The sequence below is a fragment of the Nonomuraea sp. NPDC003214 genome, from assembly GCF_053590035.1.
The window spans coordinates 35,810-60,041 of the sequence record NZ_JBSFSX010000011.1; the positions used below are offsets into that span (position 1 = coordinate 35,810).

The 24,232-nt window shown below is 71.4% G+C and carries 26 protein-coding genes and 1 pseudogene; 16 read left to right on the forward strand and 11 right to left on the reverse strand.

What is annotated here, in order from left to right; all coding sequences use genetic code 11:
* Positions 1–29 precede the first annotated feature (29 nt).
* The gene (locus tag ACWDXC_RS32395; protein ID WP_449988144.1) at positions 30–602 is read left to right on the forward strand and encodes a GNAT family N-acetyltransferase; all 573 of its coding nucleotides are present in this window, start codon (positions 30–32) and stop codon (positions 600–602) included.
* Between the two features lie 56 nt (positions 603–658).
* Here the strand turns inward: ACWDXC_RS32395 and ACWDXC_RS32400 are convergent, their stop codons facing one another.
* Positions 659–1,144 carry a hypothetical protein gene (locus ACWDXC_RS32400; protein ID WP_449988147.1) on the reverse strand — a complete coding sequence of 162 codons (486 nt, stop codon included), beginning with the start codon at positions 1,142–1,144 and terminating at the stop codon, positions 659–661.
* A 574-nt stretch (positions 1,145–1,718) separates the two neighbouring features.
* On the opposite strand from ACWDXC_RS32400, the gene ACWDXC_RS32405 reads away from it, so the two are divergent.
* Positions 1,719–2,528 (forward strand): hypothetical protein, encoded by an 810-nt coding sequence (locus ACWDXC_RS32405; RefSeq protein ID WP_449988150.1) that lies wholly within the window; start codon positions 1,719–1,721, stop codon positions 2,526–2,528.
* 28 nt (positions 2,529–2,556) lie between these two features.
* Here the strand turns inward: ACWDXC_RS32405 and ACWDXC_RS32410 are convergent, their stop codons facing one another.
* The 3 genes from ACWDXC_RS32410 to ACWDXC_RS32420 form a co-directional block, all read right to left on the reverse strand.
* A complete protein-coding gene (locus ACWDXC_RS32410; RefSeq protein ID WP_449988153.1) occupies positions 2,557–3,351 on the reverse strand; it encodes a sulfite exporter TauE/SafE family protein in 795 nt (264 codons plus the stop codon).
* Positions 3,352–3,404: 53 nt separating this feature from the next.
* A complete protein-coding gene (locus ACWDXC_RS32415) occupies positions 3,405–4,187 on the reverse strand; it encodes a GntR family transcriptional regulator (RefSeq protein WP_449988156.1) in 783 nt (260 codons plus the stop codon).
* A 169-nt stretch (positions 4,188–4,356) separates the two neighbouring features.
* Positions 4,357–5,250, reverse strand: a complete 894-nt coding sequence (locus ACWDXC_RS32420) for a hypothetical protein (protein ID WP_449988158.1) — start codon at positions 5,248–5,250, stop codon at positions 4,357–4,359.
* A gap of 319 nt (positions 5,251–5,569) precedes the next feature.
* Between ACWDXC_RS32420 and ACWDXC_RS32425 the strand changes: the two genes are divergently transcribed.
* From ACWDXC_RS32425 to ACWDXC_RS32445, 5 genes are all read left to right on the forward strand, one after another.
* Positions 5,570–6,298, forward strand: coding sequence for an ABC transporter permease (locus ACWDXC_RS32425; RefSeq protein ID WP_449988160.1), 729 nt, complete (start codon positions 5,570–5,572; stop codon positions 6,296–6,298).
* Positions 6,295–7,083 carry an ABC transporter permease gene (locus tag ACWDXC_RS32430; RefSeq protein WP_449988162.1) on the forward strand — a complete coding sequence of 263 codons (789 nt, stop codon included), beginning with the start codon at positions 6,295–6,297 and terminating at the stop codon, positions 7,081–7,083. The genes ACWDXC_RS32425 and ACWDXC_RS32430 overlap by 4 nt, the downstream gene beginning before the upstream one ends.
* Positions 7,084–7,238: 155 nt before the next feature.
* Positions 7,239–8,198 carry an ABC transporter substrate-binding protein gene (locus tag ACWDXC_RS32435; protein WP_449988165.1) on the forward strand — a complete coding sequence of 320 codons (960 nt, stop codon included), beginning with the start codon at positions 7,239–7,241 and terminating at the stop codon, positions 8,196–8,198.
* A 43-nt stretch (positions 8,199–8,241) separates the two neighbouring features.
* Positions 8,242–9,414, forward strand: a complete 1,173-nt coding sequence (locus ACWDXC_RS32440) for a flavin-dependent oxidoreductase (protein WP_449988168.1) — start codon at positions 8,242–8,244, stop codon at positions 9,412–9,414.
* Positions 9,415–9,527: 113 nt separating this feature from the next.
* On the forward strand, positions 9,528–10,511 hold the full coding sequence (locus ACWDXC_RS32445) for a hypothetical protein (RefSeq protein ID WP_449988169.1): 984 nt from the start codon (positions 9,528–9,530) through the stop codon (positions 10,509–10,511).
* A 16-nt stretch (positions 10,512–10,527) separates the two neighbouring features.
* Here ACWDXC_RS32445 and soxR read toward each other — a convergent pair whose 3' ends face one another.
* The 3 genes from soxR to ACWDXC_RS32460 form a co-directional block, all read right to left on the reverse strand.
* Positions 10,528–11,004 carry a redox-sensitive transcriptional activator SoxR gene (gene soxR, locus ACWDXC_RS32450; RefSeq protein WP_449988172.1) on the reverse strand — a complete coding sequence of 159 codons (477 nt, stop codon included), beginning with the start codon at positions 11,002–11,004 and terminating at the stop codon, positions 10,528–10,530.
* 26 nt (positions 11,005–11,030) lie between these two features.
* A complete protein-coding gene (locus ACWDXC_RS32455; RefSeq protein WP_449988175.1) occupies positions 11,031–12,518 on the reverse strand; it encodes an MFS transporter in 1,488 nt (495 codons plus the stop codon).
* 65 nt (positions 12,519–12,583) lie between these two features.
* Complete coding sequence (locus tag ACWDXC_RS32460) at positions 12,584–13,549, reverse strand: LysR family transcriptional regulator (protein ID WP_449988177.1); 966 nt, start codon at positions 13,547–13,549, stop codon at positions 12,584–12,586.
* Between the two features lie 140 nt (positions 13,550–13,689).
* On the opposite strand from ACWDXC_RS32460, the gene ACWDXC_RS32465 reads away from it, so the two are divergent.
* The 5 genes and pseudogenes from ACWDXC_RS32465 (at position 13,690) to ACWDXC_RS32485 (ending at position 18,006) form a co-directional block, all read left to right on the forward strand.
* Entirely contained in the window at positions 13,690–14,376 is a 687-nt protein-coding gene (locus ACWDXC_RS32465) for an MBL fold metallo-hydrolase (protein ID WP_449988180.1), read from the forward strand.
* Positions 14,377–14,824: 448 nt separating this feature from the next.
* Positions 14,825–15,157, forward strand: coding sequence for an RICIN domain-containing protein (locus ACWDXC_RS32470; protein WP_449988184.1), 333 nt, complete (start codon positions 14,825–14,827; stop codon positions 15,155–15,157).
* A 719-nt stretch (positions 15,158–15,876) separates the two neighbouring features.
* A pseudogene (locus ACWDXC_RS32475) lies at positions 15,877–16,266 on the forward strand (hypothetical protein); the annotation flags it as partial.
* A gap of 340 nt (positions 16,267–16,606) precedes the next feature.
* Complete coding sequence (locus ACWDXC_RS32480; protein ID WP_449988711.1) at positions 16,607–17,194, forward strand: hypothetical protein; 588 nt, start codon at positions 16,607–16,609, stop codon at positions 17,192–17,194.
* 233 nt (positions 17,195–17,427) lie between these two features.
* The gene (locus tag ACWDXC_RS32485; RefSeq protein WP_449988187.1) at positions 17,428–18,006 is read left to right on the forward strand and encodes a dihydrofolate reductase family protein; all 579 of its coding nucleotides are present in this window, start codon (positions 17,428–17,430) and stop codon (positions 18,004–18,006) included.
* On the opposite strand, the gene ACWDXC_RS32490 is transcribed toward ACWDXC_RS32485, so the two are convergent.
* Entirely contained in the window at positions 17,988–18,698 is a 711-nt protein-coding gene (locus ACWDXC_RS32490; RefSeq protein WP_449988189.1) for a helix-turn-helix domain-containing protein, read from the reverse strand. The two genes, ACWDXC_RS32485 and ACWDXC_RS32490, sit on opposite strands and share 19 nt — an antisense overlap.
* A gap of 210 nt (positions 18,699–18,908) precedes the next feature.
* Between ACWDXC_RS32490 and ACWDXC_RS32495 the strand changes: the two genes are divergently transcribed.
* The 3 genes from ACWDXC_RS32495 (at position 18,909) to ACWDXC_RS32505 (ending at position 21,737) form a co-directional block, all read left to right on the forward strand.
* Entirely contained in the window at positions 18,909–19,322 is a 414-nt protein-coding gene (locus tag ACWDXC_RS32495; RefSeq protein ID WP_449988191.1) for a hypothetical protein, read from the forward strand.
* A gap of 85 nt (positions 19,323–19,407) precedes the next feature.
* Complete coding sequence (locus ACWDXC_RS32500; RefSeq protein WP_449988194.1) at positions 19,408–20,499, forward strand: PLP-dependent cysteine synthase family protein; 1,092 nt, start codon at positions 19,408–19,410, stop codon at positions 20,497–20,499.
* A gap of 5 nt (positions 20,500–20,504) precedes the next feature.
* Entirely contained in the window at positions 20,505–21,737 is a 1,233-nt protein-coding gene (locus ACWDXC_RS32505) for an MFS transporter (protein ID WP_449988196.1), read from the forward strand.
* Positions 21,738–21,759: 22 nt separating this feature from the next.
* Here the strand turns inward: ACWDXC_RS32505 and ACWDXC_RS32510 are convergent, their stop codons facing one another.
* Positions 21,760–22,323, reverse strand: coding sequence for a copper resistance CopC family protein (locus ACWDXC_RS32510; protein ID WP_449988198.1), 564 nt, complete (start codon positions 22,321–22,323; stop codon positions 21,760–21,762).
* A gap of 157 nt (positions 22,324–22,480) precedes the next feature.
* The gene (locus tag ACWDXC_RS32515) at positions 22,481–23,080 is read right to left on the reverse strand and encodes a hypothetical protein (protein ID WP_449988201.1); all 600 of its coding nucleotides are present in this window, start codon (positions 23,078–23,080) and stop codon (positions 22,481–22,483) included.
* Between the two features lie 189 nt (positions 23,081–23,269).
* Between ACWDXC_RS32515 and ACWDXC_RS32520 the strand changes: the two genes are divergently transcribed.
* Positions 23,270–23,674, forward strand: coding sequence for a VOC family protein (locus tag ACWDXC_RS32520; RefSeq protein ID WP_449988204.1), 405 nt, complete (start codon positions 23,270–23,272; stop codon positions 23,672–23,674).
* A 26-nt stretch (positions 23,675–23,700) separates the two neighbouring features.
* On the opposite strand, the gene ACWDXC_RS32525 is transcribed toward ACWDXC_RS32520, so the two are convergent.
* The gene (locus tag ACWDXC_RS32525; protein WP_449988207.1) at positions 23,701–24,153 is read right to left on the reverse strand and encodes a winged helix DNA-binding protein; all 453 of its coding nucleotides are present in this window, start codon (positions 24,151–24,153) and stop codon (positions 23,701–23,703) included.
* Between the last annotated feature and the right edge of the window lie 79 nt (positions 24,154–24,232).

The following is a 24,232-nucleotide window of genomic DNA, read 5'->3' on the forward strand; positions in this document are numbered from 1 at the left end:
CTGCCCGCCGAGGACACAGGATGGTGCCCGTGACTCTGGCCACCCCCATGCTGAACACCGCTCGCCTGCGCCTGCGACCCTTCGCCGACGGCGACGCGGACGCCCTCTTCGCGCTGCACGGCAACACCCATGTGATGCGCTACTGGGACTCCCCGCCGTGGACCGAACGGGCCCGCGCCGAGCGTTTCATCGCGGTATGCCGGAAAATCGCGGACGAGGGCACCGGAGCCCGGGTGGCCATCGACCGTGTCTCCGACGGCGCCTTCGTCGGCTGGTGCGGTCTGACCGGCTGGAACCCGGACTACCGCAGCGCGTCGCTGGGCTACTGCCTGGACGATGCGATGTGGGGCCACGGCTTCGCGACGGAGGCCGCGCACGCGTTGCTGCGGTGGGCGTTCGACACACTGGACCTGAATCGCGTCCAGGCCGAGGCTGACACGCGCAACGTGGCATCCGGCCGGGTTCTGGAGAAGATCGGATTCGTACGTGAAGGAACGCTGCGGGAAGACTGCATCGTCAACGGCGAGGTGTCCGACTCTTGGGTGTTCGGGTTGCTCAGGCGGGAGTGGCGCCCGTCAGCCGTACCGGTCCCGGCCTCCTAGGGCCTGGCCGGGAGGGCCGTCCGCGAGAGGACGACCCTCTGGCCATCGGAGGTACGTCAGTTCACGCAGTCCTGGCTCTTGAGGGCGAGGCCGAGCTGCTCGACCTTGTTCTGCCGGTTGAGGCCGAAGTAGTAGTGCGCCTTCCGGTTGCCGGGCACGGTGGCGTAGTAGCCGCTCGGTTCCTCCTTGACGCCCGGGTAGGCCTTCTTGATCTGGCGGAGGGTCGAGCCGGCGCCGATGCCCTTGGGGGTGCGCACCCCGGCCGGCGCGAAGATGACGGCGACGCCGCGCTTCTTGGAGATGTAGAGCCCCACCTCGTCGCGAGCGTTGCGGTGGGCCTTGTAGTCCCAGCCGGAGCAGTAGCCGCGCCACTTGAGCACGAGCTTGCCGGTGGCCTTGGCCTGCTTGGCCGTCATGCCCAGCTTGACGCCGCCGTAGCCGTACGGGCCGAACGTGCCCGACGGAGCGGTAACGGCTCCTGCCGGGCTCGCGATCACCAGCGTCGCGCCGGCGACCGCCAGCGCCGCAACCAGCGGAGTCATCTTCATTCTCATCGCCCCGTTTCTTCAGTGGTTCGTGGAAATCCCTCCTTTTGATGCCGCCCGCGGGTGGTTGGTTCGCCACCAGTCGATCTCAGTGGCGAAGACGTACGGGCGGAGCGTCCAGGACCGGCCGGTCAGGGCCGATGATCACACCCAGCGCCCCTCTGCGCGCCGGTTCTTCACCTGAGGGAGATCGTGCTCTTGACAGGGAGCACTCCAGAGCGACGCCGAGCGCCTGCGCAGCGGACACGGCGTCCCCGTGTTCGTGCCTGCCGCCGACGCGGCCCGCAGCCCGCGCCGTTCACCGACGACCCGGCCGAAGCGCTCTCTTCCCTCGACCGGATCTCCGGACTGCCGGCGTCCTGGGTTCTCCCCGGCCACGGCGCTCCCTGGCGCATCTCGCCGACCCGAGTGCGCGAAGCGGTTCAGTCCGCGTAGCCAGGCAGCGACAGCACCGTGCCCGTGCCGCCTGACTGCTGCCTCCCGTCGCCAAGCCGCTCCTCACCCAGTACATTCCCCTTAACGGGTTCGGGTTCGGTGTCTCCTTTCCTCTCGGTGTGGACGGGACGGTGGCATGGATTTCCAGCTTGCCGTGGTCGCCGACCATGTCGTCTGCGTGACCAGCATCCTCATGCTCGTCCTCTCGGGGGCGGTCCTCGCCTTCTCCGCGTTCAAACGCGACGCCGCGGAGAACGCCGGGAAGAGAGGGCAGGTGTTGTCCGCCGGCGCCCTCACTCTCCTGGGCAGCCTTCTGGCCGGCGCCACGTGCCTGCCGACGTGGTTCGGCGTCTCGTACGAGGATTCCAGCAAGGTCATGCAAGCGATCGGCGGCGTCGCGGCGCTGGTGGGCGCGACGATGGCCAACAAGTCGCTGCCCGGTTTCATGCGCTTCATCCGTCCCGCGCTCCGGCTCCTCCAGGCTCTGGGAGCGCTCGTCGTCTTTCTCGCCGTGATCATGGGCATAGCCACGATCCCCCGGGCGGCCACCGGGTACATGGACATCGCATACCTGAAGGGCGACAAACCGGCCAAAACTCGCGAATGCGGGCCAATTCTGGGCTTCGCCTACTGCACCGACCACTACACCCTGCGACTCCCCAGCCGCTCCGAAACGGACACGACATACCGGGTCAACTGCCTGGCCTACTGCGGCGGAAACACCGTCATCCGCCTCCAGCTTGCCGGATGCCCGGAAGCGGAATCCAGCTACGAAATCACCGGGACCGTCCCTCCCCTCCGAGGCGAACTCCACTCCGCCCACTCACCTCTCCAGGTCAAGACGGACGACATGTCCCCCGGTCAGGACCTCCGAATCCACCTCCGCAGAACCGATCCGGCCACCTGCCCTGCCGACCTCATCCTGACCTCCGGCAAGCTGATGTAGTTCTCCCGTACGCCGGCGGGTGGCCGGCTCAGCCGTGCAGGGCGAGGTAGGGGGCGAGGGCCAGCAGGGTCACGAGCAGCGCGTACTTGAGCGTGCGGGCGGGCAGCGCCCGGGCGATCTTCCAGCCCAGCAGGACACCGGCGAGCTCGGGGACGCCGACCAGGACGGCCAGCGGCCAGTCGACGGCGTCATGGGCGAGATAGCCCGCGCTGCCCACGACGGCGATGGCGATCGACTGGGCCTGGGCACAGGCGAGGGATTCCAGCACGGGCACGCCCAGGGCGACCAGCAGGGGGACGGTGAGCATCGGCCCGCCGACGCCGACGACGCCCGCCGCGACGGCCACGGCCAGCCCCAGTACGGCCACCGCGCCGGGTGACGGGTGCGGCCGGGTCTCCGCCGGACGGCGGCGCTCGCGCAACCACATCAGGGCCGCCACGCCCGCCACGAAGACGGCCAGCACCCCGCCGAACACCTGCCTGGACACCAGCGTGTTGATGAGCACACCGAAGGGGGCGCCGGCCAGGGCGGCCGCCGCGAGGATCAGCGCCGTGCGCCGGGTCCGGGGGTCCCGGAGCTGCCCGGAGCGGGTGTAGGCGGCGGTGGCCAGCACCCCGGTGGCGACATGGGTGACCATGGCGGTGCCGGCCACCTGGGCAGGCGCCAGATCGGTCAGGGCGAACAGGGCGATGGTCGGCAGCACCCCGCCGGGTCCCACGGCGGTGATCCCCACCCCGCCGACCAGCCCGGCCAGGCCGAGCGCGACCAGCACCGGCAGGCTCAGCCCGGCCATCACCGACCACTCCAGACGTGGGGCCGGCACGGCAGCGTGGGACACAGCACGGACAAGACGATCTCCAGGAAGAGGCGGGGCGGTCAGGCCGTGGCCGGTGGCAGGCCGCGGTGCAGCGTCGCGCGCAGGGTCATGCGGTCCGCGCGGATGCGGATGGACTCGGCGTCGACGGGGCGGCCGTCGGCCAGCCGGGTCAGCCGTTCCAGGGCGAACACCGCCGCCCCGGCCGCGATGCCCAGCAGCGCCGCGGTGTCCGGGTCGGCGCACACGGCGTGGACCGCGACGTCGGCGCGGCCCAGCCGGCTGCCGGTGGTCTCCTCGATCAGGCCGAACACGTCCCGGCGCACCAGATCACCGGCGAGCACCGCGGCGCCGACGTCGGCGGTGAGATAGCTGGTGTCCAGCGACAGCGGCAGGCCGTCCAGCCACCGCAAGCGCTCCAGGCGCACCCCGCCCGCCTCGGCGGGCACCTCCAGCCGGGCGGCGACCGCGTCCGGCAGGATCGCCACCTTCTCGGCCACCCGCACCTCGTTGGTCACCGTCCCGTGGCCGGCCAGCGTCTCGGCCAGGCCCGCCAGCCGGTCCAGCCCGTGCCCGTACTTGGGCATCACCACCGTGGTGCCCACCCCGCGCCGCCGCGTGATCAGGCCCTCCTGCCGGAGCAGGCCGAGCGCTTCACGAACCGCGTTGCGGGAGGCTCCCAGCTGCCTGCCGAGGGTTCGCTCGTCCGGCAGCGCGCCGCCGAAGCGGTCCTCCGTGATCTGCTGCCGCAGCACGTCGGCCACCCGCCGGGCGCGCTCGGCCCGGGGCCGCGACGACCCCCACTCCGCGGCCGGGGCACCGGCCGCCTTCCCGCTGCGGTCCATGCCGGCCACGCTAACCGCCGCCCGTTACGCCAGTGTTACGCCACCCGCGCCGACCAGCGCGAACGCCTCACCAGCCGGTACGGCGGCGGCCCCGCACGCTCCGCCACCCGCCCCGCCCGCTCACAGCTCCGATGCCCGGTCGCCGGGTCCACGGACCGGCGATGGCCGGCTACCCCGGCTGCCGGATCAGGCGGACGTAGGTGCGATCGTCGAAGCTGTCCGCACCAGGCCGGACCGCTTTGGTCGCCGGGTGCTCGTCGATCCGCAGCGGGTCGGTGGCCACGGACGCCGCCAGCCGGCGCTCGGCCGCGGCGAGGCTGGGTTCGGCGCTCAGGTAGCCGTCCGAGGCCAGCACGACCTGGTCGACGCCGTCCAGGGGGAAGATGTCGATGTACTGCTCGGGCACCCGCCGCCCGTCCAGCACCCCGTACCCGTAGGGGCCTGCCCGGTTGGCCAGGATGCTCTGCCGCCGCAGGAGCGGCAGGATCAGAGCCCGGCCGGGATCCTCGGCCGCCAGCGTGCTGACGTCGCCGTCGCCGGCCAGCAGGCAGTGCAGGAAGGCCGCCCTGGCTTGCGCGAGCACCCGGTCCAGGAGTTTGTCCCCGTCATGCCGCTCCCAGCGTGATCCCGCTCCACCGTCCGGCCTGGGCGCGGCCTCCTCCGCGCTGCGGGCCAGCGCGACATGGACGTCACCCACCCGCCACACCACCTCCTGCTGCGGCAGCATGACCGCGGCCACCGCGCAGGGCGCGACCAGGTCGTCGTTCGCGATCCCCCACCGGGCGCGTAAGCGGGCCAGATCGGCGGTGATCTCCCGCACCGCCCGTTCCGGTCGAGCCTCCGCCGGCAGGCGGGCCAAGGTTCCGGCCACCTGCTCGGCGGCACGAGCTCCGCCGCTCAGCCCGCCGTAGTCCCGGCCGCTCTTGTCCGTTGCCCCGTCGACGACCGCCACGCAGCGCAGCGCACCGTGCCTGTCGTGCAGGACCACCAGCCGGTCCTCCCCTGCCCCGCCTTGCCGATCCTTGGGGACAGAGTGCCGCTCGGCCACGCTCCAGGTCCGCATCTGCCGCCTTCCCTACCCCACCGGACTTTCGCCACAACGCTGGCATGACGGTCACGGTCCTGCGATGCGCGCATTTGAGCACATCCGAAATGCCCTCGCTAATACTTCAAGAGTCACAAAATATTTACGGACCGCGCAAAACCGTACAAATCGCACGATAAGCGCGGCAGTCGGCTCGGGTTACGCTGACACCTGGACACCTCCTCGAGAGAGCTGAAATGTCATCCTTCACGAATAGTGCGACGGCGTTATCGTGGGTCTGATCCCCCCGCGCCCTTTTCAGAGCGTCGTGGTCTGCGGTGTCGCGGGAGTTGCCGGGGTGGTCTGCCTCGCCGAGGTCGCAGGCCGGCTCGGCCTGGTGTCTCCCCTGCAGTTCCCGCTCGCCTCGACGATTCTCGTCACCGCCGCCGCGCTGGCCGGTGACACCGGCTTCCTCGCCGACGTCCTGGCCACCTTCACCGGCTGGGCGCTGGGGCTGCTGGCCGCCGTGGCCCTCGCCGTCCCCGCCGGAGTGCTGCTCGGCAGCCTCCCGCCGCTCGAACGGGCGCTGCGTCCCGTGATCGAGTTCCTGCGGCCGATCCCGTCGGTGGCGCTCATCCCGCTGGCCGCCTTCGTCTTCGCCGACCGCCTGGAGATGAAGGTGGCGATGATCGTGTACGCGTCGGCCTGGCCGATCCTCCTCAACACCCTCTACGGCCTGCGTGAGACCGACCCGGTCGCCAAGGACACGCTGCGGGCCTTCGGGTTCGGCCCGCTGTCGGTGCTGTGGCGGGTCAGCCTGCCCAGCGCGGCGCCGTTCATCGCGACCGGGATCCGGGTGGCGGCGGCGATCGCCCTCATCCTGGCGGTGAGCACCGAGCTGCTGGCCGGCGGCACGCGCGGCATCGGCCATTTCATCATCCTGGCCGAGAGCAGCCCGGACGGCCTGCGGCTGACCATCGCCGCCACCATCTGGGCCGGAGCGCTGGGCCTGCTCACCAACGGGCTGCTCGTCCTCGCCTCCCGGCGCCTGCTGCCCTGGCACACCGCAGCGAGGGCAGAGCGATGATCAGATCGCTGCTCGCCGCCCTGGCGCGGCTGTGGCTCGTCCCGGTCATCCTGGGTGTCTGGGAACTGACCACCCGGCTCATGCGGCACCCATACTTCCCGCCGCCCACGGCGATCGCGCAGCGCATGCGGGAGCTGTGGTTCGACGGCCCTCCCAGCAGGCTCTGGCTCAGCGCCATGGCTCTGGACAACGCTCCGCACAGCCTCTCCAGGCTGCTGGCCGGATGGGCGCTGGCCGGGATCATCGGCGTCCTCGCCGGGATCGCGCTCGGCCGGTCGCCGCTGCTGTCCAGGTTCCTCGACCCGATCATCCAGTTCGGCCGCGCCCTGCCGCCACCGGCTCTGCTGCCCATGTTCCTGGCCCTGTTCTCCACCGGCACCCGCATGCAGATCGCGACCATCACCTGCGGCATCATCTGGCCGGTCCTGATCAACGCCGCCGACGGCGCCCGCAACGTCGACCCGCTCCACCTGGACTCCGCCCAGGTCTTCAAGCTGTCCCGCACGCAGCGGCTGCTGCGGGTCCTGCTGCCCTCGGCGGCGCCCAAGATCCTCGCCGGGTTACGCGTCAGCCTGTCGCTCGCGCTCATCCTCATGGTGATCGCCGAGTTCTTCAGCACCGAGGGCATCGGCTTCCAGCTGCGTGCCGCGCAGCGCGCCTTCGACCTGCCGGGCATGTGGGCCGCCATCGTCCTGCTCGGCGTCCTGGGCTATCTGCTCAACCAGGCCTTCCTCCTGCTGGAACGCCTGGCCTTGAGCCGGCACCCCGCGCACACCACCACCTGACCGGCACCCCGCCACGTCCGCCGACACAATAGTCGTCGCCGAAATCGTCTCGCGAAAAGGCGACCCGAATGGCAAAGTCGCCCCATGGAACTGCTGGCCATCTGACGTTTTCCCCTTTCTTTGGAGCGTTCATGTCCGGACCCAAAAGCTGTCGCATGCGCATTCGCGCGCTCTTACTCACCGTCATCGCCGTGGTCGCCGCAGGCTGCGGCGGTGACCCGGCCACCGGAAAGGCCGGGCTGGAAAAGAGCACCATCACCCTCGGCATGCTCCCCCTGCCGGAAGTCGCCCCCATCCAGATCGGCATCGACAAGGGCTATTTCGCAGCGCAGGGCCTCACCGTCAAGGTCGAGATCATCCAGGGCGGCGCGGCCGCGATGCCGGACCTGCTCAGCGGCAAGCTGGACGTCCTGCACAGCAACTACGTCTCGGCGATGCTCGCCGCCGGTCTCGGCGTGGCCAAGCCCAAGGTCATCGGCGAGGCCTACGTCGCCCAGGACGGCAACTTCGTCCTCATGACCAAACGCGACTCCCCCATCACGACGCTCGCCCACCTCAAGGGGAAGAAGGTCGGCGTCAACACCCTCAACAACGTCGCCACCCTCGCCGTCAGCGCACTGCTGAAGACCGCCGGGCTGGCACCGGACGACGTCAAGTTCGTCGAACAGCCCTTCCCGCAGATGGCCGGCGCCCTCGACAGCGGGCTCGTGGACGCCGCCGTCCTGCCTGAGCCCTTCTGGCAGACGGCGGCCAAGGACAGCGGCGCCCGCCAGTTGTCGGAGCTGTTCGCCGCGGCGACGGCCAAGTGGCCGATGGCCGGCTACGTGGTCACCGACCAGTTCGCCCAGCAGCACCCCAAGACCGTCGCGGCCTTCCAGCGCGGCCTGCGGCTGGCCACGACCACGGCCATCTCGAACTCCGCCGACGCCAAGGCCGCCATCCTCAAATACACCAAGATCGAAGAGGCGACGGCCGACCTCATGCGCCTGGGCGGCTACTCCACCTCGGTCGACAAGGACCGGCTCCAGCGGGTGGCCGACCTCATGCTCGAGTTCGGCTACCTGAAGGAGAAGCTCGACGTCTCCTCCTTGCTCCTGACGGCAGGCACGTCATGAGCACCACCCCACCACCCACGCCTCGCCAGCGGGAGAACAAGCCATGCGCGTGAAGATCGCCGGCGCCGGGATAGCCGGGCTGAGCACGGCCCTGAGCCTGCACGCCGCCGGAATCACCGACGTGGTCGTCCACGAAGCCGTCGAGGACATCCAGCCGCTGGGCGTGGGCATCAACATCCTGCCGCACGCCGTACGCGAGCTCATCGAACTCGGCCTGGGTGATCGCCTGGCGGAGATCGGCGTCGAGACAGCCGACCTGACCTTCATCAACCGGTACGGCCAGCGCATCTGGAGCGAGCCGCGCGGGCGGCGGGCCGGCTACGCCTGGCCGCAGTACTCCATCCACCGCGGCCGCCTGCAGCTCATGCTCCTGCGAGCGGTCCGCGAACGCCTGGGCGCCGGCGCCGTCGTCACCGGCTCCCCCGTGACGGGACTTCACCATGACGCCGACCTGCTCGTGGGCGCCGACGGCATCCGCTCCAGCGTGCGGCAGGCCCTGTTCCCCGGCGAGGGTGAACCTCTGTGGGGCGGGCACGTGCTGTGGCGCGGCACCACCTACCGGGCCCCGTTCATGACCGGCCGATCCATGATCATGGCCGGTGACGGGGCGACGAAGATCGTCATCTACCCGATCGCGCCCGACGAGGACGGGAACCAGCTGATCAACTGGGCCGTCCAGCACCAGGCCCCCGAATCGACCCCGCGCGGCGACTGGAACCAGCCCGTCAGCGTGGACAAGGTCCTCCCCCACGTCCGCGACTGGCACTGCGACGAGCTCGACATCACCGAGCTCGTCGCCGCGGCGACGAAGGTGTACGAGTACCCGCTGGTGGACCGGGACCCGCTGCCCCGCTGGTCGACCGGCGACGTCACCCTGATCGGCGATGCCGCTCACCCGATGTACCCCACCGGGTCCAACGGCGGCACCCAGGCCGTCATCGACGCCCGCGTGCTCGCCTACGCCCTGGCCACCGGCCGGGGCCTGAAGTTCTACGAGGACGAGCGCCGCCCTGTCACGAACCGCATCGTGCTGGCCAACCGCCAGGACGGCCCCGAGATCATCCTGCGCCTGGCCCACGAGCGCGCCCCCCACGGGTTCGCCGACATCGAAGCGGTCCTGCCTCTCGCCGAGCGCGAGGAGATCGCCCTGCACTACAAGCGGCTGGCCGGCTTCGAACCCGCCACCCTGAACGCGCGCCGCAGCTGGTCCAGGTGAGCCTCCGCCTCCTGCCACGGCACCGGCGTACGACCTGAGGCGTACCAGCGGCCGTCCCCCGTCTGGCCTGAGGGGGACGCGCGGACGCCGGCGCGACTCCTAACGTCGGCGCCATGAAGGTTCCTACGCTGCTGGACGGCCGCGTGTGGCCGCCGGTTCTGTTCCTGGTGGTGTCCGCGCCGCTGCTGGCCGAGGTGCTCAGCGGGGCCACCTCGCTGATCGGCTTCCTGGCGCCGGGCACGTTCGCCGCCTACGTCCTCGTCCTGTACGGGATGCCGGTGCTGGTGATCCGGGAGGTCGCCGTCCGCGCCCGGATCGGCCTGCTCGGGCTGCTCTGCCTCGGCATGGTGTACGGGCTCTACAACGAGGGCCTGCTCACGGAGTCGCTGTACCACCCGCTGAGCGTCCAGGACGACAACTGGGCGGCGTACGGCCTGGTGGCCGGGCTGCGGATCCCGTGGCTCGTGTTCATCGTGCCGTGGCACGGGCTCTTCTCCGTACTGACCCCGATCCTGCTGACCGAGCACGTGTTCACCCGGCAGGCGGGACGCCCGTGGCTGCCGCTGCCGGTCACGTGGGTGCTGGGCGTCCTCGTCGCCGCCCTGGGGGCCGGGCGGTTCCTGACCATCGGTGAGGACGTGCGCACCCAGCCGGTCTCGACGTTCGCCGTTCACGCCGTGGTGGTGCTGGGGGCGGCGGTGGCGCTGTGCCTGGTGGCGGCGATCGCGCGCCGATCGGCGCGGCCGGAACCCGCCGCGGGGGCCGGCCGGCCGTGGTGGGCGGCCGGACTCGGCGCGGTCGTGTTCGTGGCGCTGTTCCTCGTCCTGCACCTGCTGGCTCTCTCGCGGGTGCCGTGGCCGTGCCTTCCGGCGTACGGTGCCCTGGTCGGCGGTGGCGCGCTGTGGTCGGCGGTCCGGCGCGGGCCGATCGGGCCGCGCGACGCGGTGGCGTTCGTGCTCGGCGCCGGGCTGGCACAGGCGGCGCTGGCCGTGCTGTTCGGCGCACTCACCGGAAACCCGCTGTGGGCGGCCGCGGGGGCGTTGTTCGGGGCCGCGTTCGTGGTGCTGCTCGCACGGGTCCGCCGGACCGGCCCCTGACCGGGTGGCCGGCGGGTCAGCGGCTAGCTGGGCCAGCAGGGGCGCCGGGCTGCTGGAGCCGTACCGGCCCGGGCCCGCTGCCCTGGAGGGCGTCGTCGGGGTTGAGGAGCAGGCAGGCCCTCATGGACAGGCAGCCGCAGCCGATGCACCCGGTGAGCTCGTGCTCAAGGCGTTCGAGGGCCCGGCGGCGTTCCTCCAGCTGCTTCTTCCACACCCGGGAGACCCGCTGCCAGTCCCTGTGGGTGGGGGCGCGGTCGGCAGGCAGGGTGGCGAAGACGTCGGCGACGTCCGACAGCGGGATGCCCAGCCGCTTGGCCACGATGATCAGCGATATCCGGCGCAGCATGTGGCGGGAGAAGATCCGCTGGTTGCCGGTGCCGCGTTCGCTGAAGATCAGCCCCTTGCGCTCGTAGAAGCGCAGCGCGGAGGCGGGCACGCCGGTCCGGCGCATGACCTCGCCGATGGTGAGGGGATCGTCCGGACTGGCGCGCACGGCATCTCTCCTTCGAGGAGGGGTGATCAGGTGTGGTGGTGCGAGCGTGGGACGCGGAGGAGCAACACTCCCACGGCGATCGACAGGACGAGGCAGAGCAGGGCGACGCCGAGCTGGGTCACCTGCCAGGCCCAGGTGAACGCGTCCAGTTGCGCGGCCGCCCCGGCTCCGCCGGCCAGGCGTCCGGCGCTGACCGCGGCGGCGTCACCGGCGTCGCCGAGCCTGACGGTCAGGAGGCCGGCGAGCGAGGCGCCGAACGCGGCGATCACGAGCGCCTCGGCCGCTCCGCGCAGGGTGTTGAGGAATCCCGTGGCCATGCCGACGATGTCCGCCGGGACCAGGGCCATGGCCTGGCCGTCGGTGATGCCGAAGGAGGCTCCCATGCCGATGCCGATCATCAGCAGCGGCGCCGCGACGGCCGTGACCGTGTCGTCGGCGTTCAGCCCGGTGAGCAGCAGGTTCCCGGCCACGACCAGCACCAGCGCCACCATGATGAGCAGGCGGGCCGCGACCCCTCTGTTCACCAGGGTCACCGCGACCATGGGCATGAACAGGACGGGAGCCGTCAGCAGCAGCATGACCACTCCCGCGGCTGCCGGGGAGAACCCGCCCGTCGCCTGGAGGTAGGTGGGCAGGAAGACCAGGACGCCGAGGAACCCGATCGAGGTGGTCAGCGTCGCGAGGCTCCAGCCCAGGAAGCCGCGGTTGGCCACCAGCGAAGGGGCCAGCACCGGTGCGGCGCTCCGCCGCTGCCCGGCGCTGAAGATCGCCAACGTGGCCAGGCCGGTGATCCCGGTGACCAGGATGACCGGGTGGGTCCAGCCGAGCGCGGGCGCCTCCAGAAGCGTGAACATGAGCAGGGCCAGCGCGGCGACGAACAGCGCGTTGCCCGCCCGGTCGATCGGGCCGGCGCTGTCGGCTCGTGACTCGCGGGTCCGGATCGCGCCGAGGGCGATCAGCAGGCCGATCGCCGTGAAGATCGCGAAGCTGCCCCGCCATCCGGTGGCGGCGATCAGGAAGCCCGTCAGCGTGGGGCCGATGGCGATGCCGATCCCCGCCATGGTCCCCATCAGCGCGAAGGCGCGGTTACGGGCGGCGCCGTCGTAGCTGGAGGCGAGGATGGCGCCGCCGGCCGCCATGATCCCGGCCCCGCCCGCGCCGGAGACGATCCGGGCGAGGTCGGTGACGACGATCGCCGGGCTCAGCGCCGTCACGAGGAACCCGGCCGCGAAGACCAGCGCCGCGACGAGGAACACCCGGCGGCGGCCCACGCGGTCGGCGGCCGAGCCCGCGACGAGGGTCATCGCGGCGAAGGCGAGGTTGTATCCGGCGACGACCCAGTTCAACGCCGATCCGGAGGCGTCGAGATCACGTCCCATGCTCGGCAGCGCGACCGCGGTTCCCGAGATGGACATCGCCACCAGGACGACGCCGGCGAGGACTACGGGAAGTGTCAGCGGTGACGGCCGGTCCCTGACGGCCGAACCGGGGGACGCGTCTGTGGTGGGGTTCATGCTGCTCGCTCTCCCTGGGCTTGGGTCCGAGGGCGAACAGCCCATCAGTTCAACCGAAGTTGAGGTCAACTCCCCTGGTCAGCCGCCGACTGCCCCGGCGCGACGTGGTCGATGTCGGGGACCCAGTGGCGCGGGTCGGCCGGGTCGGGCAGGTGGGCGGGCCGGAGCTGGGCGAGCAGGGAGCGCAGGAGCGGGCGGGGGTTGCGCCGGTGCCAGACCACCGACCACGGCAGCAGGGGCGTCGGCTCGACGATCGGGATCCGGCGCAGCCCGCTCGCGGCGGCGTCGATGCTCATCTCGCCCAGCCCGACGGCGCTCTTCTCGCCCAGGAACTGCTCCACCAGGTGCTGCACGCCGATCGCGGGCACGTTGAAGCGCAGCGGCACGCCGAGCCTGGCGGCGAGGCGTTCCAGGTAGCCGCGCCACTCCTCGGCGCCCGCCGGGTCCGGCATGGCGATGCCGCCCGCCCGCAGGTCCGCCGGGCGCAGCTCGCTCCGTCCCGCGAGCGCGTGGTCCTCCGGTACGAACGCGGCCAGCGGCTCCACGCGCACGAGCCGGTACGCCAGCTCCGGCGGCCACGGCCCGGGCAGGTCGTGCACCCGCCCGAAGGCCGCGTCGATCTCCTGCCTGCGCAGCGCGGGCAGCGCGACCGCCAGCCCCTGCCGCATGCTGAGCTCCACCCGCAGCCGGGGGTCGCGCTCGCTGGCCTCGCGCACCAGGCGCAGCGGCGTGAACCGCTCGTCGTAGATGTCCACCCGGACCGGGTCGGCGGCCTCGCGGACCGCCTCGACGGCCCGGTCGAAGGCCGCCACCGCCTCGGCCGCCGCAGGCAGGAAGCTCCGCCCGGCGTCCGTCAGGCGGATGGACCGGGTGGTCCGCTCGAACAGCGCGGCGCCCAGCCCCTCCTCCAGCCTGCGGATGCGCTTCGACAGCGCCTGCTGCGTGACGAACAGGCGCGCTGCCGCCCTGCCGAAGTGCAGCTCTTCCGCGGTCACCACGAAGGCGCGCATGCCGGAGATGTTCGCGTCCACGTCAGGAGCATGGATTGACAACCACCAGTTGTCAATCGGGCGCGGATGGCTGTTGGACGCGGACGGCGCCGACCGGGTTACCTGGTCGTCGCGACGCAGGAGGGCTGCTCGCGGCGTTGGGAGGCGGAACAGTGGAGATCGTGGAGATCCGTCCGGAGCTGCACCTGCTGCGGCTTGCGTTCGGGCAGGCGTACCTGTGGAACGACGCGGGCGCGCTCACGCTGGTCGACACGGGCATCGCCACCAGCGGTGACGAGATCGCCGAGGCGATCGGCCGGCTCGGCCTGCGTACGGACGCCGTACGCCGGGTCGTGCTCACCCACTACCACGAGGACCACTGCGGCGGCGCGGCGGCGGTCGCGGCGTGGGGCGAGGTGGAGGTGCTGGCCCACCGGGCGGAGGCGCCGGTGATCAGGGGCGAGGTGCCGGCGCCGCCGCCGAACTTCACCGACGAGGAGCGGGCGCTGCACCGCAGCCTCGGCGCCCATCTGCTGCCGCCGGCCCCGCCGTGCCGGGTGGATCGGGAGCTGGAGGACGGCGACCTGATCGCCTTCGGCGGCGGCGCCCGCGTGATCGCCACCCCCGGGCACACCGCCGGCAGCATCGCCGTGCACCTGCCCCGGGCGGGAGTGCTGTTCACCGGCGACACCGTGGCGCACGTCGACGGGCAGGTCATGCCCGGGGTGTTCAACATGGACCGCCACGAGATGCTCCGCTCGTTCCGGCGGCTCGCGGACCTCGACGCGGAGGTGGCGTGCGTGGGGCACGGCGACCCCGTCACGGACGCGCGGGCCGCGCTCGGGAAAGCGGCCCTGTCAGCGCCGTAGCGCGACCGGCTCCCCTGCCTGCGGGCGACCATGCCGCCGCCGCCCCCACACAGGGCCCAGAACAGCTCGTCATCCGACGGTGGGGCACCGGTCCAGCGGCAGCCCGGCTCCGGCAGAGGCCAGGCCGGCGGGCACCCGGATGGTCGAACGGCGGCGGAAGCGGACCGACCTGCCGGGGCGGCGATGACCGTGCCCGGCAGGATGCCGCAGACCTCACCGTGACGACACATCACAGATTGTAGTTAATTGCTTACTCTGTGCGATGTACGGTGGTCCGCCCTTCCTCTCACGGCCTCCGGCTCCTCCCCGGCCCCTCCCTCGATCTGACCCCGGGAGGTCTCGGCTGCCGCAGTTGGGCCGTCTGGCGGGCCGCCAACGACCCGACGATGTCCCGCATCCCAGAAAGGCACCGCCCAACGTCTGCCGCCTCCTGGCGTGGACCGCCGGCGTGACGCCGCCGGCCAACGAGTGGTACTTCGAGGAAGCGCAGACGCGGCATGGGTACGTCTGGTTCCGCATGCGCAACGCCAAGTCCAGCAAGTGCGCCGTCCCCGGCGGCATCGCCTGGGGACTGCCCAGCGCCGTCGTCAGGACCTGCAGCAGCGGCGACGAGTTCCTGTGGCGGGCCGAGCCCGACCGGCCCGGCGACTGGCGCACCGTCAAGTTCGTCTCCTACACCACCAGGGACGCCATCAGGCCGTACAGCACCTCGCCGCACGAGTACGTCGTCCTGACCGATGACGGCTACGGCCCCACCTACTACTGGTCGGTCTCCCGATAGCCTCCCGGCACCCGGCACCCGGCACCCGGCCGCGCGCCGGGTGCCACCAGCAGGACAGCGGCCCGCCGATTGGCCCCGGTGACCCAGGCAGGGCTTCGGACACGGGCCGCTCCGACGCCCACGCCCCTCACCGCCGTCAGGCGAATCCATGGCAGTGATGACGGCCACCAAGACGTAACGGTAAGTAATCACCACCTCTCCTTCGCGATGGTGAAAAGAGCGCCAATCAGCCGCTATCACTAATAGTAGTCAAATGACTACGGAGCGCGCTCGACGGAACACGACCCCACCGGCGTCGGCATCGGCACGAGCAGGCCCCAAGACGGCCTCCGCTCCCCCGCCCCCTTCACGAGAGGCAACCCGCCATGGCTGAACCCCAGGACCCCACCCCCGGCGGCTGCGGCAAGCCCGTCCGTCTCGACAACGGCGGCTTCGAACAGCCGCACAACAGCGACCGCAAGTATCCGACCTTCCTCCAACAGGGCAATGTCCCCGGCTGGAACACCACCGACAGCCAGAGCCAGATCGAGGTCTGGCCGGCCGACTCCAACATGGAGGGCATCGAAAGCTCGGGCGACGGCAACCAGTTCGCCGAGCTCAACGCCAACTCCGCCTCCATGCTGTTCCAGGACCTCGACACCGTCCCCGGCCAGAAGCTGTACTGGAGCCTGAAGCATCGCGCCCGCCGCGGCGGCGGCGTCAACAACGGCCAAGACACCATGTACGTGCGGATCGGCCCGGTCCCGCAGTCCGGCGGCGCCTTCACCCCCAACAACCCCGACAAGGACAGGGCCCTCACCGACGGCACCGCCTGGGGATCGCACACCGGCGTCTACACCGTCCCGCCCGGCCAGACCCGCACTCGATTCGGCTTCGAGGCCGGCGCCACCGCCACCGGCGACAGAACCGTGGGCAACTTCCTGGACGCCATCTCCTTCGGCACCGAGCCCTGTGTGGTGCTGACCAAGACGGCCGTCCCCGCCTCAGGTGAGGTCAAGGCGGGCGACACCATCACCTACGAGGTGACCGCCACCAACGAGGGCGGCTCCCCTGCCGACAATCTCGTCCTCACCGACGCCATCCCGCCCGGCACCAGCTTCGTGCCCGGCTCGCTGCGCATCACCGCCGGCCCCGGCACCGGCAACTACACCGACAGCCGCGGGGACGACCGCGCCTACTACGACGCGAACTCCCGTACCGTGGCGTTCCACCTGGGCGAAGGCGGCAACGCCAGCAAGGGCGGCCAGCTGAAGGAGACCAGCCAGAGCGCGCCCGTCTCCACCACCGCCCAGTTCAAGGTCACCGTCGACCGCATCGGCGGCGGCAGGAACATCGAGAACCAGGCCACCGCCACCTACGACAACATCATGGAGACCCCGGCCGTCCACAAGAGGTCGGTTTCCAACGTCGTCGGCCACACCCGGCAGCGCCTACGACCCGGCCACCGGCGTGTGGAACGTCGGCACCCTGGCCCCCAACGCGGCCGCCCACCTGGAGCTCAAGGCCGTCGTCACCAGGCCGGGCGCCATCCGCAACATCGCCCGTGCCACCGCCAACGAGACCAATACCGAGACCGGCACCGGGATCAGCACGCTGATCATCTGCGCCCACCCTCAACCGCCCTGCCCGCCCGGCGGGGGCGGCAACTGCGGCTGCGGCGGCGGCGGAGGCGGCTGGAGCGGCGGGAGCCAGGGCGGATGCGCGCCCTTCCCCGCTCCCTGCCCCGACGCCTGCGGCCTGACCGCCTCCGGCCGCACCGAAGCCGGGCAGGGGTGGAAGTCCATCGACTCGACGCACCTCTACATCGACGTCGACACCAGCGACGCCGGCTTCACCGCAACCCCGGCCTACGTCACCACCATCCACACGTCCGGCACCCGGGCGTACGTCTTCGACGGCTTCACCGACTTCGGCGCCACCAGCCCCACCGGTTTCCGCCTCTACTTCTGGCGAGCCGACCACAACCCCCTGACGCCCGCCGACGCCGAGCGCATCGGGCTACGGGTGAACTGGATCGGGCACCAGCAAGCCACCTGACACATCAGGAGCCCCACCTCCCGAGGGGGGCGCGCCACGCAGCCACTGGCATTCCGCCAGTGGCTGCTTCGGTGACGCGTGTGGACGAGAAAGTCGTTGAAGCCGGGGTCCGGCACGACTGGTGGTGATGATGTCCGTTCCGGCTGTGCTGTCGGTTTCGTTCAAGACGGCGACCGCAGCCGTGGTTTACCGTGTGGACCCGGCAGTTCGCCCGCGTATGAGGAGACAGCACAGTGCGTAAGTTGGTCTACACCGGTTTCATGTCGCTCGACGGCGTCGTGGACTCGCCCGGCGGCGGGCCGGGAGAGGAGCACCGCAGCGGCGGGTGGGTGTTCAAGGACCTCGACTTCGTCCCCGAAGCCTGGTCGCTGAAGGGTGAGGAGCTCGCCGACACGACGGCGTTGATGTTCGGTCGCCGCAGTTACGAGGCGTTCTCAGCGGTCTGGCCCGCCTCGCAGGACCACGCCGGCTACAAGGAGCTGCCCAAGTACGTGGTGTCGGCCACGCTGTCCGATGACGCGATCGTCGACGGGTGGGGGCCGACCACGATTCTGCGCTCGGCCGAGGACGTCGCCGCGCTCAAGAAGGGTGAGGGCGGTGCGATCTTCATCCACGGGAGCGCGGAGCTGGCCAGGCGGCTGTCGGACGCGGACCTGATCGACCAGTACAAGCTGCTCGTGTTCCCCGTGCTGCTCGGCGCCGGGAAGAGCCTGTTCGGCCGGGCCGACCGGGGCAAGCACATGCTGACGCTGCGCGAATCGGAGAGCTACTCCAACGGGATCCTGAAGCTGGTCTACGACGTCAGGCGCTGATCCAGGTCGAGGGCGATCGCGCCGCCGGCGCCCTCGCGCAGTTGCCCGGCGGTGCGTCCGACGTAGGAGCGCAGGGCCCGGGCCAGGTGCGGCTCGTCGCAGTAGCCCAGCTTGGCGACGACGTCGGCGGCCGGGGCGCAGGCGGTCAGCAGGTGCGCCGCCGTACGGGCGCGTTCGATCTGCCGGACGGCGCCCCGCGTCAGTCCGGTCGCGGAGCGGAACCGGCGTTCGACCGTGCGCTCCGAGACGGCGGGACGGTGACCCCGCAGCACCTCGGCGCAGAGCGGGTCACGGACCACGATCCCGGCCCGGACGAGACGTCCGGCCAGAGCCTCGGCGTCGTCGGGGCCGGGCCTCTCCCAGCGCGTGCCGTCCAGCCGGAACGTCCGGCGCGAGGTGTCGGGAAGCTCGATGCCGCCGTCGACCAGCGACGGCGTGGGCACGGCCCGCAGCGAGGTGCCCACGGCGAACTCGATGCCGGTGAAGGTGGCGCCCTCCGGCACCGGCGCCGTGCCGGTCCGGGTCTCCGGACCGGTGATGCCCGCGTACGACCGGCCGGCGTGCTCCCAGAACACCAGGCCCCAGCGCGCGCCCGCTACCGACGTCATCGCGGTGACCTGCTCGCTCGTGCACGTCCACACGGTGTCGACCCATGCCGAGTCCGACTCGCGCGTCTTGAACCACAGCCCCACGGGGGAAGGATACGTCGCCTCGCGTTCTCCGTGGTCCAGGGCCTTTCTCACCTCATATCAGCGGGAACTTTCAGGCGGCAGCGGATATTTCCTTTCTGCACGACGACCTTCTCCGATGTCGACGGGATATGGCGACGACGGCGGGAGTTTTACCTGAAGCTTTGCGATCGCCCGGCGCGCCGGGCGGCTTTCCGGGCATCATCACCGGTGATGCTCGCGACACGAACGGCACGTTCACGCCGCCCGGCCACCTCCGCCGCCGGGCGACTGGCAGGGCACGCGCTGCTCGTGATCGTCATGGTCCTCGGTGCGGTGTTCGCCCACGGCGGCGCGTGCGCGGCCGTGGAGCTGTCCGAGCAGGCCGGCCACAGCGCCGACGCGGGCGTCGTCACCGCTGATCACGACGCGCACTGCCGGCATCGTCAGCTACCGGCGGGACACCAGCACGGCACGGAGCAGAACTGCTCGGCGGTCAGTCCGGCGAGCCCACCGGCCGGCGCGCCCGCGCACTCGGCCGCCGCCGTCTCTCACCCTCCCGCCGCCGCCGCGGTCGCCGCGCCCTCAGCAGCAACGATCCGCCTTACGGCGCCCTATCGGGAAGATCTCTGCGTGATGCGCATATAGGACACACGACTTCTTGAGTCGTCAAATGTCCGTCATTGTTCGCGGTATGTCGTGAACAATGCTATTCACTTCGGGGATCGTACCCATGTCGTCATCAGCGATTTTCGCGCGCCCGAAAGAGGCGCCGCCCATCGGATTCTCCACACTTTCCCTCTCGGTCGGAAACACTCCGCTGGCCTTCATCTCCGAGCCGTTCGTGCCGGGCGGCGGAGGGTTCTGGGCCAAGCTCGAAGGCTTCAATCCCGGCGGCATCAAGGACCGCCCCGCCCTGCACATGGTCCGCCAGGCGAGAGCACGGGGAGACCTGCGGCCGGGCGCTGCCGTCATCGAGTCGACCAGCGGAACCCTCGGGCTCGGCCTCGCGCTGGCCGGCATCGTGTTCGGCCATCCGGTCGTCCTGGTGGGCGATCCCGGGATGGAGCCGCTCATGCGCCGGCTGCTCACCGCCCACGGCGTACGTCTGGAGATCGTCACCGAGCCGCATCCCGCCGGTGGATGGCAGCAGGCCCGGCGCGAACGGGTGCGGCGCCTGCTGGACGAGGACCCAGGCGCCTACTGCCCTGACCAGTACAACAACCCGGACAACGTGGACGCCTACGCCGGGCTGGCCCACGAGCTGCTGAACCAGCTGCCGCAGATCGACACGCTGGTGTGCTCGGTCGGCACCGGCGGGCACAGCGCGGGCATCTCCGGCGTCCTGCGCCGCCACTTCCCGGACCTGCGGCTCGTCGGCGTCGACACGGTGGGCTCGACCATCTTCGGCCAGCCCGCCCGGCCGCGCCTGATGCGGGGGCTCGGCTCCAGCATCCATCCGCGCAACGTCGCCTACGACGCCTTCAGCGAGATCCACTGGGTCTCCCCGGCCGAAGCGGTCTGGGCCTGCCGGACGCTGGCCGCCCAGCACTACGTCTCGGGCGGCTGGAGCACCGGCGCCGTCACCCTCGTGGCCCGCTGGCTGGCCCGCACCCGGCCCGGCCGGACCATCGTCGCCGTCCTTCCCGACGGGCCCTGGCGCTACTGGAACACCGTCTTCGACGACGCCTACTGCCAGGCTCACGGCCTGCTCGGGACCGTCCCGGCCGACGAACCGGACGTGGTGCACGCGCCGTCCGAGCGGGAGGTGCACCGCTGGACGCGCTGCACCCGCGTGACCGATCCGCTGGCGGGCACCCGATGAGGGGCATGCTGGCGGAGTTCCGCTCCTTCGACCGGCCCGTCCAGCTCCTGCAGATCAACCAGGCGGGCATCAATCTCGGCTTCTACATGCTCATGCCCTACCTCGCCCAGCATCTGTCGGCCGGCGCCGGTCTGGCCGCCTGGACGATCGGGCTCGTCCTGGGCCTGCGGAACATGAGCCAGCAGGGCCTGTTCCTGATCGGCGGCACCCTGGCGGACCGGCTCGGGCACAAACCGCTGATCATGCTGGGGTGCGGGCTGCGTACCGTCGGCTTCGCCCTGTTCGGGCTGAGCACCTCGCTGCCCTGGCTTCTCGTCGCGGCGGCTGTGACGGGGTTCGCCGGGGCGCTGTTCAACCCGGCGGCGCGCGCCTACCTGGCGTGCGAGGCAGGTGAGCGCAAGGTGGCCGCGTTCGCCGTGTTCAACGTGTTCTACCAGGGCGGCATCCTGCTCGGCCCGCTGGTCGGCATCGCGCTGCTGAACGCCGGATTCACCGCCGTGTGCCTGTCCGCCGCGGGGGTCTTCGCGGTGCTGACCGTGCTGCAGGGCGTGTGGCTGCCGGCCCGGCGTGCGCCCGTGACCGGACGGCCGCCGGTGCTGAGCGACTGGCGCCGGGCGTTCGGCGATCGGACGTTCGTGTCGTTCGCCGCCGCGATGATCGCCTCGTACGCGCTGTCGTACCAGATGTATCTGGCCCTGCCGCTCGAAGTGGCCCGGCTCGGCGGTGGCGAGACGGGCGTCATGGTCCTGTACGCGCTGTCGGCGCTGCTGGGCATCGCCGCTCAGGTGCGCCTGACCGCCTGGTGCTCGGCCCGCTGGCGCCGGGGGCAGGCGATCAGCCGCGGCCTGGCGCTCATGGGGGCCGCGTTCGTGTACCCGGCCATGACAGCCGGCCTGGCCCTGCCCACCGGGTGGGCGCTGCTGCCGCTGGTGGCGTGCACGCTGCTGCTCACCGTCGGGACGCTGATCGCCTTCCCGTTCGAGATGGCCACCATCGCCGACATGGCGGGAGAACGGCTCGTCGGCACCTACTACGGGCTGTACAACCTGCTGTCCGGCGTGGGCATCCTGGCCGGGAACCTGGTCGCGGGCGCCCTGGTCGACGCGGGCCGCTCCGTCGGGCTGGCCGGGCTGCCGTGGGTGCTGCTGGCCGCCGCGGGGTTCGCCTCCGCGGCGGCCGTCCGGCACCTGGATCGGCGCAGCCGGCTGCCGGTGGCCGGTCAGGTCGTCACCGGCTGACCGCACCCGGCCCGGGCGCCGGTCAGGTGCCGCCCAGGCCGGAGCTCCGGTTGCGGCGGCCGACGAGGAAGACCGCCGCCCCCGCGAGCAGGAGCACCACGGCGGCGATCAGCAGCCAGCCGGGCACCCCCGCGCCGCCCTCGGCGGCAGCGGGCTGCGCCTCGGCCGGGGAAGGAGGGTCGACGGATGGCGCCGGCTGCGTGGTCGCGGCCGACGCGTCGGGGGTGGGGCTCTCCGTGGTCGGTGGCGCGGCGAGGGTGAAGCGCAGCTCGCCCTCGATGGGGTGGCCGTCGGAGGAGACCACCCGCCAGGCGATCCGGTACCGGCCGTCCGCGAGCTCCCCCTCGGGACGAGCGGACACCGTCGTGCCCTCCGCCCGCGGCTTGCTGATCGGTACGGGCTTGCCGCCGGGACCCTCCAGAACGACGATCGGCATGGTCATGCGCGAGGTGAATTCGAGCTCGATCATCTCCAGACGCTCGATCTTGGCCTTGTCGGCGGGTGAACTGGACTTGAGCCGGTCGTGCGCCAGCGCGGCAGGCGCGGTCAGCGACAGCACCAGGGCGGCGCCGGCTGTCGCGGCCACAGCCCGCCGGATGAACGTATACAGGTAAGCCAAAAGGGACTCCGAAGGATGCGGGGCCCAGCAGCATGCCGGGCGAGGGAACGGACGCCCGCCCCGGGCACGGCGTAGTCGCCGGGCGAGCGTCGAGGAAATGTCAGAGATGGCCGTACGGCGCGCGTCAGCCGCAGAGCCGGAGCGCCGGTGGCCCGCGCCGGGAGACGGCACGGACCAGGGCCGCCGGGATGCGCCGGGCCGTGTCCGGCCAGGCCGGCGTGAGGCGGGGACGCGTGGTGACCGGCGGGCCGGCCGGCACGGCGAGCGCCGCCATGAGCAGGCGCCAATACCTGGTCATCCCGACGGCGGCCAGGTGCAGGACACACGCCAGCGCGCTCTCGCCGCGCGCCAGCCAGCAGCTCGAGGCGAGGGCGACCGCGACGTGGATCAGCAGCATGCCGAACCCGGTGCCGTGGTCGTGACCGCTCTGCGGAATCGCCTGCATGGCCGAGGCGGTCTGCTCACCGGCGGCGAACAGCTGGTGCAGCCCCCACTGGGAGGCTCCGCACAGGGCCAGCAGCGTCGGCCGGCCACGCTGGCGCGAACCCAGCGCGTAGGCGCTCGCCCAGGTCGCCGCCACGGCGACGACGAGCGCGCCCGGCCTGATCGAGGTGCCTCCGACCAGCATGTGCAGGGCGGCCGAGGCCAGCACGCAGATGGCGGTGAAAGCCGCGGCGCGCAGCGCGCGGACCGCGGGACGCCCGATCTGCACCCCGGCATGCACGCCGCCATCCTGCCAGACCAGGCCGTCGCCGGCGCCTTACGGATTCTCCTGGACCTTCGAGAACCGTACCTCCGCCGCGCTCTCGCCCTGGACGGGCCGCGCATGGAAGAACGTGCGCGAATACGCGACACAGGATGTCGTGATTCGCTGGGAGGCTTCCCGCAACCCACGCATTCGGAGGATCATCACATGGGATCTCAGCTCAACCCCTGCCTCGCCTTCAACGGGAACGCCCGGCAGGCGATGGAGTTCTACCGGGACCTCCTGGGCGGTGAGCTGGAGATGGGCACGTACGCCGACTTCGGCTCCTCGGACGCGCCCGCCGACCAGATCATGCACGCCACGCTCCGCACCCCGGACGGCTACACGCTGATGGGCTGGGACGTCCGGGACGGGATGCTCCACACTCCCGGCAACAGTGTCGCGGTCTTCCTCGGTGGCGACGACGCCGTGCTTCGCGACCACTTCGAGCGGCTGTCCGCCGGTGGCACCGTGACGTTGCCGCTGGACAAGCAGTTGTGGGGCGACGAGGCCGGCTCGCTCGTGGACCGGTTCGGCATCACCTGGATGGTCAACATCACCCAGCGGCCCTGATCGCCCGGGGAAGCGGCCCGCACTGGTCAGTCGCGCAAACGGCTGAGCGCCTGGGGGGACAGGTGCCGGGCGAGCTCCTCCAGGAGGGCGGTGATCTCGGCGACCCGGTGCGGGTCGTCGCTGCCCAGCGCCTTGGCCAAGGCCGCGTCGATGGCGGTCGAGCGGACCTGCTCCACGCGGCTGGAGAGCTCCGGGGCGGGCCGGACGCGGAGTCGCCGGCGGTCGCGGGCGTCCGGCTCCGTGACGACGGCGCCCGCCTCCCGGAGCCGGGCGACCGCCGCCGACACGGCGCTCTGCGGCAGGCCGGTGCGGGTGACGATCTCGCTGATCGCGCTGCCGGGGTGCGCGCGGATGTCGCTGACCACGATCAGCACGCTCCGGGTGCTCCCGGGCTGGTCGCCCAGCCCTTCGGTGGGCAGGGCCTCTTCGCCGATCTTCATCAGGGTGCGTCCCAGCAGGAACAGGTCCACTCCGTTCACGTGACCGAGGTTACATCACAAACGATACATCAATTTTGATGTATCAACAATGATGGAATATGGTGATCGTGAGCCAAGG

Coding starts and splice junctions, on each gene's coding strand:
- ACWDXC_RS32505 (WP_449988196.1), top strand. CDS start 20,505: ATGCTGGCGGAGTTCCGCTCCTTCGACCGGCCCGTCCAGCTCCTGCAG.
- ACWDXC_RS32520 (WP_449988204.1), top strand. CDS start 23,270: ATGGGATCTCAGCTCAACCCCTGCCTCGCCTTCAACGGGAACGCCCGG.
- ACWDXC_RS32400 (WP_449988147.1), bottom strand. CDS start 1,144: ATGACTCCGCTGGTTGCGGCGCTGGCGGTCGCCGGCGCGACGCTGGTG.
- ACWDXC_RS32445 (WP_449988169.1), top strand. CDS start 9,528: ATGAAGGTTCCTACGCTGCTGGACGGCCGCGTGTGGCCGCCGGTTCTG.
- ACWDXC_RS32405 (WP_449988150.1), top strand. CDS start 1,719: ATGGATTTCCAGCTTGCCGTGGTCGCCGACCATGTCGTCTGCGTGACC.
- ACWDXC_RS32435 (WP_449988165.1), top strand. CDS start 7,239: ATGCGCATTCGCGCGCTCTTACTCACCGTCATCGCCGTGGTCGCCGCA.
- ACWDXC_RS32415 (WP_449988156.1), bottom strand. CDS start 4,187: ATGGACCGCAGCGGGAAGGCGGCCGGTGCCCCGGCCGCGGAGTGGGGG.
- ACWDXC_RS32500 (WP_449988194.1), top strand. CDS start 19,408: ATGTCGTCATCAGCGATTTTCGCGCGCCCGAAAGAGGCGCCGCCCATC.
- ACWDXC_RS32430 (WP_449988162.1), top strand. CDS start 6,295: ATGATCAGATCGCTGCTCGCCGCCCTGGCGCGGCTGTGGCTCGTCCCG.
- ACWDXC_RS32455 (WP_449988175.1), bottom strand. CDS start 12,518: ATGAACCCCACCACAGACGCGTCCCCCGGTTCGGCCGTCAGGGACCGG.
- ACWDXC_RS32495 (WP_449988191.1), top strand. CDS start 18,909: ATGCTCGCGACACGAACGGCACGTTCACGCCGCCCGGCCACCTCCGCC.
- ACWDXC_RS32420 (WP_449988158.1), bottom strand. CDS start 5,250: ATGCGGACCTGGAGCGTGGCCGAGCGGCACTCTGTCCCCAAGGATCGG.
- ACWDXC_RS32440 (WP_449988168.1), top strand. CDS start 8,242: ATGCGCGTGAAGATCGCCGGCGCCGGGATAGCCGGGCTGAGCACGGCC.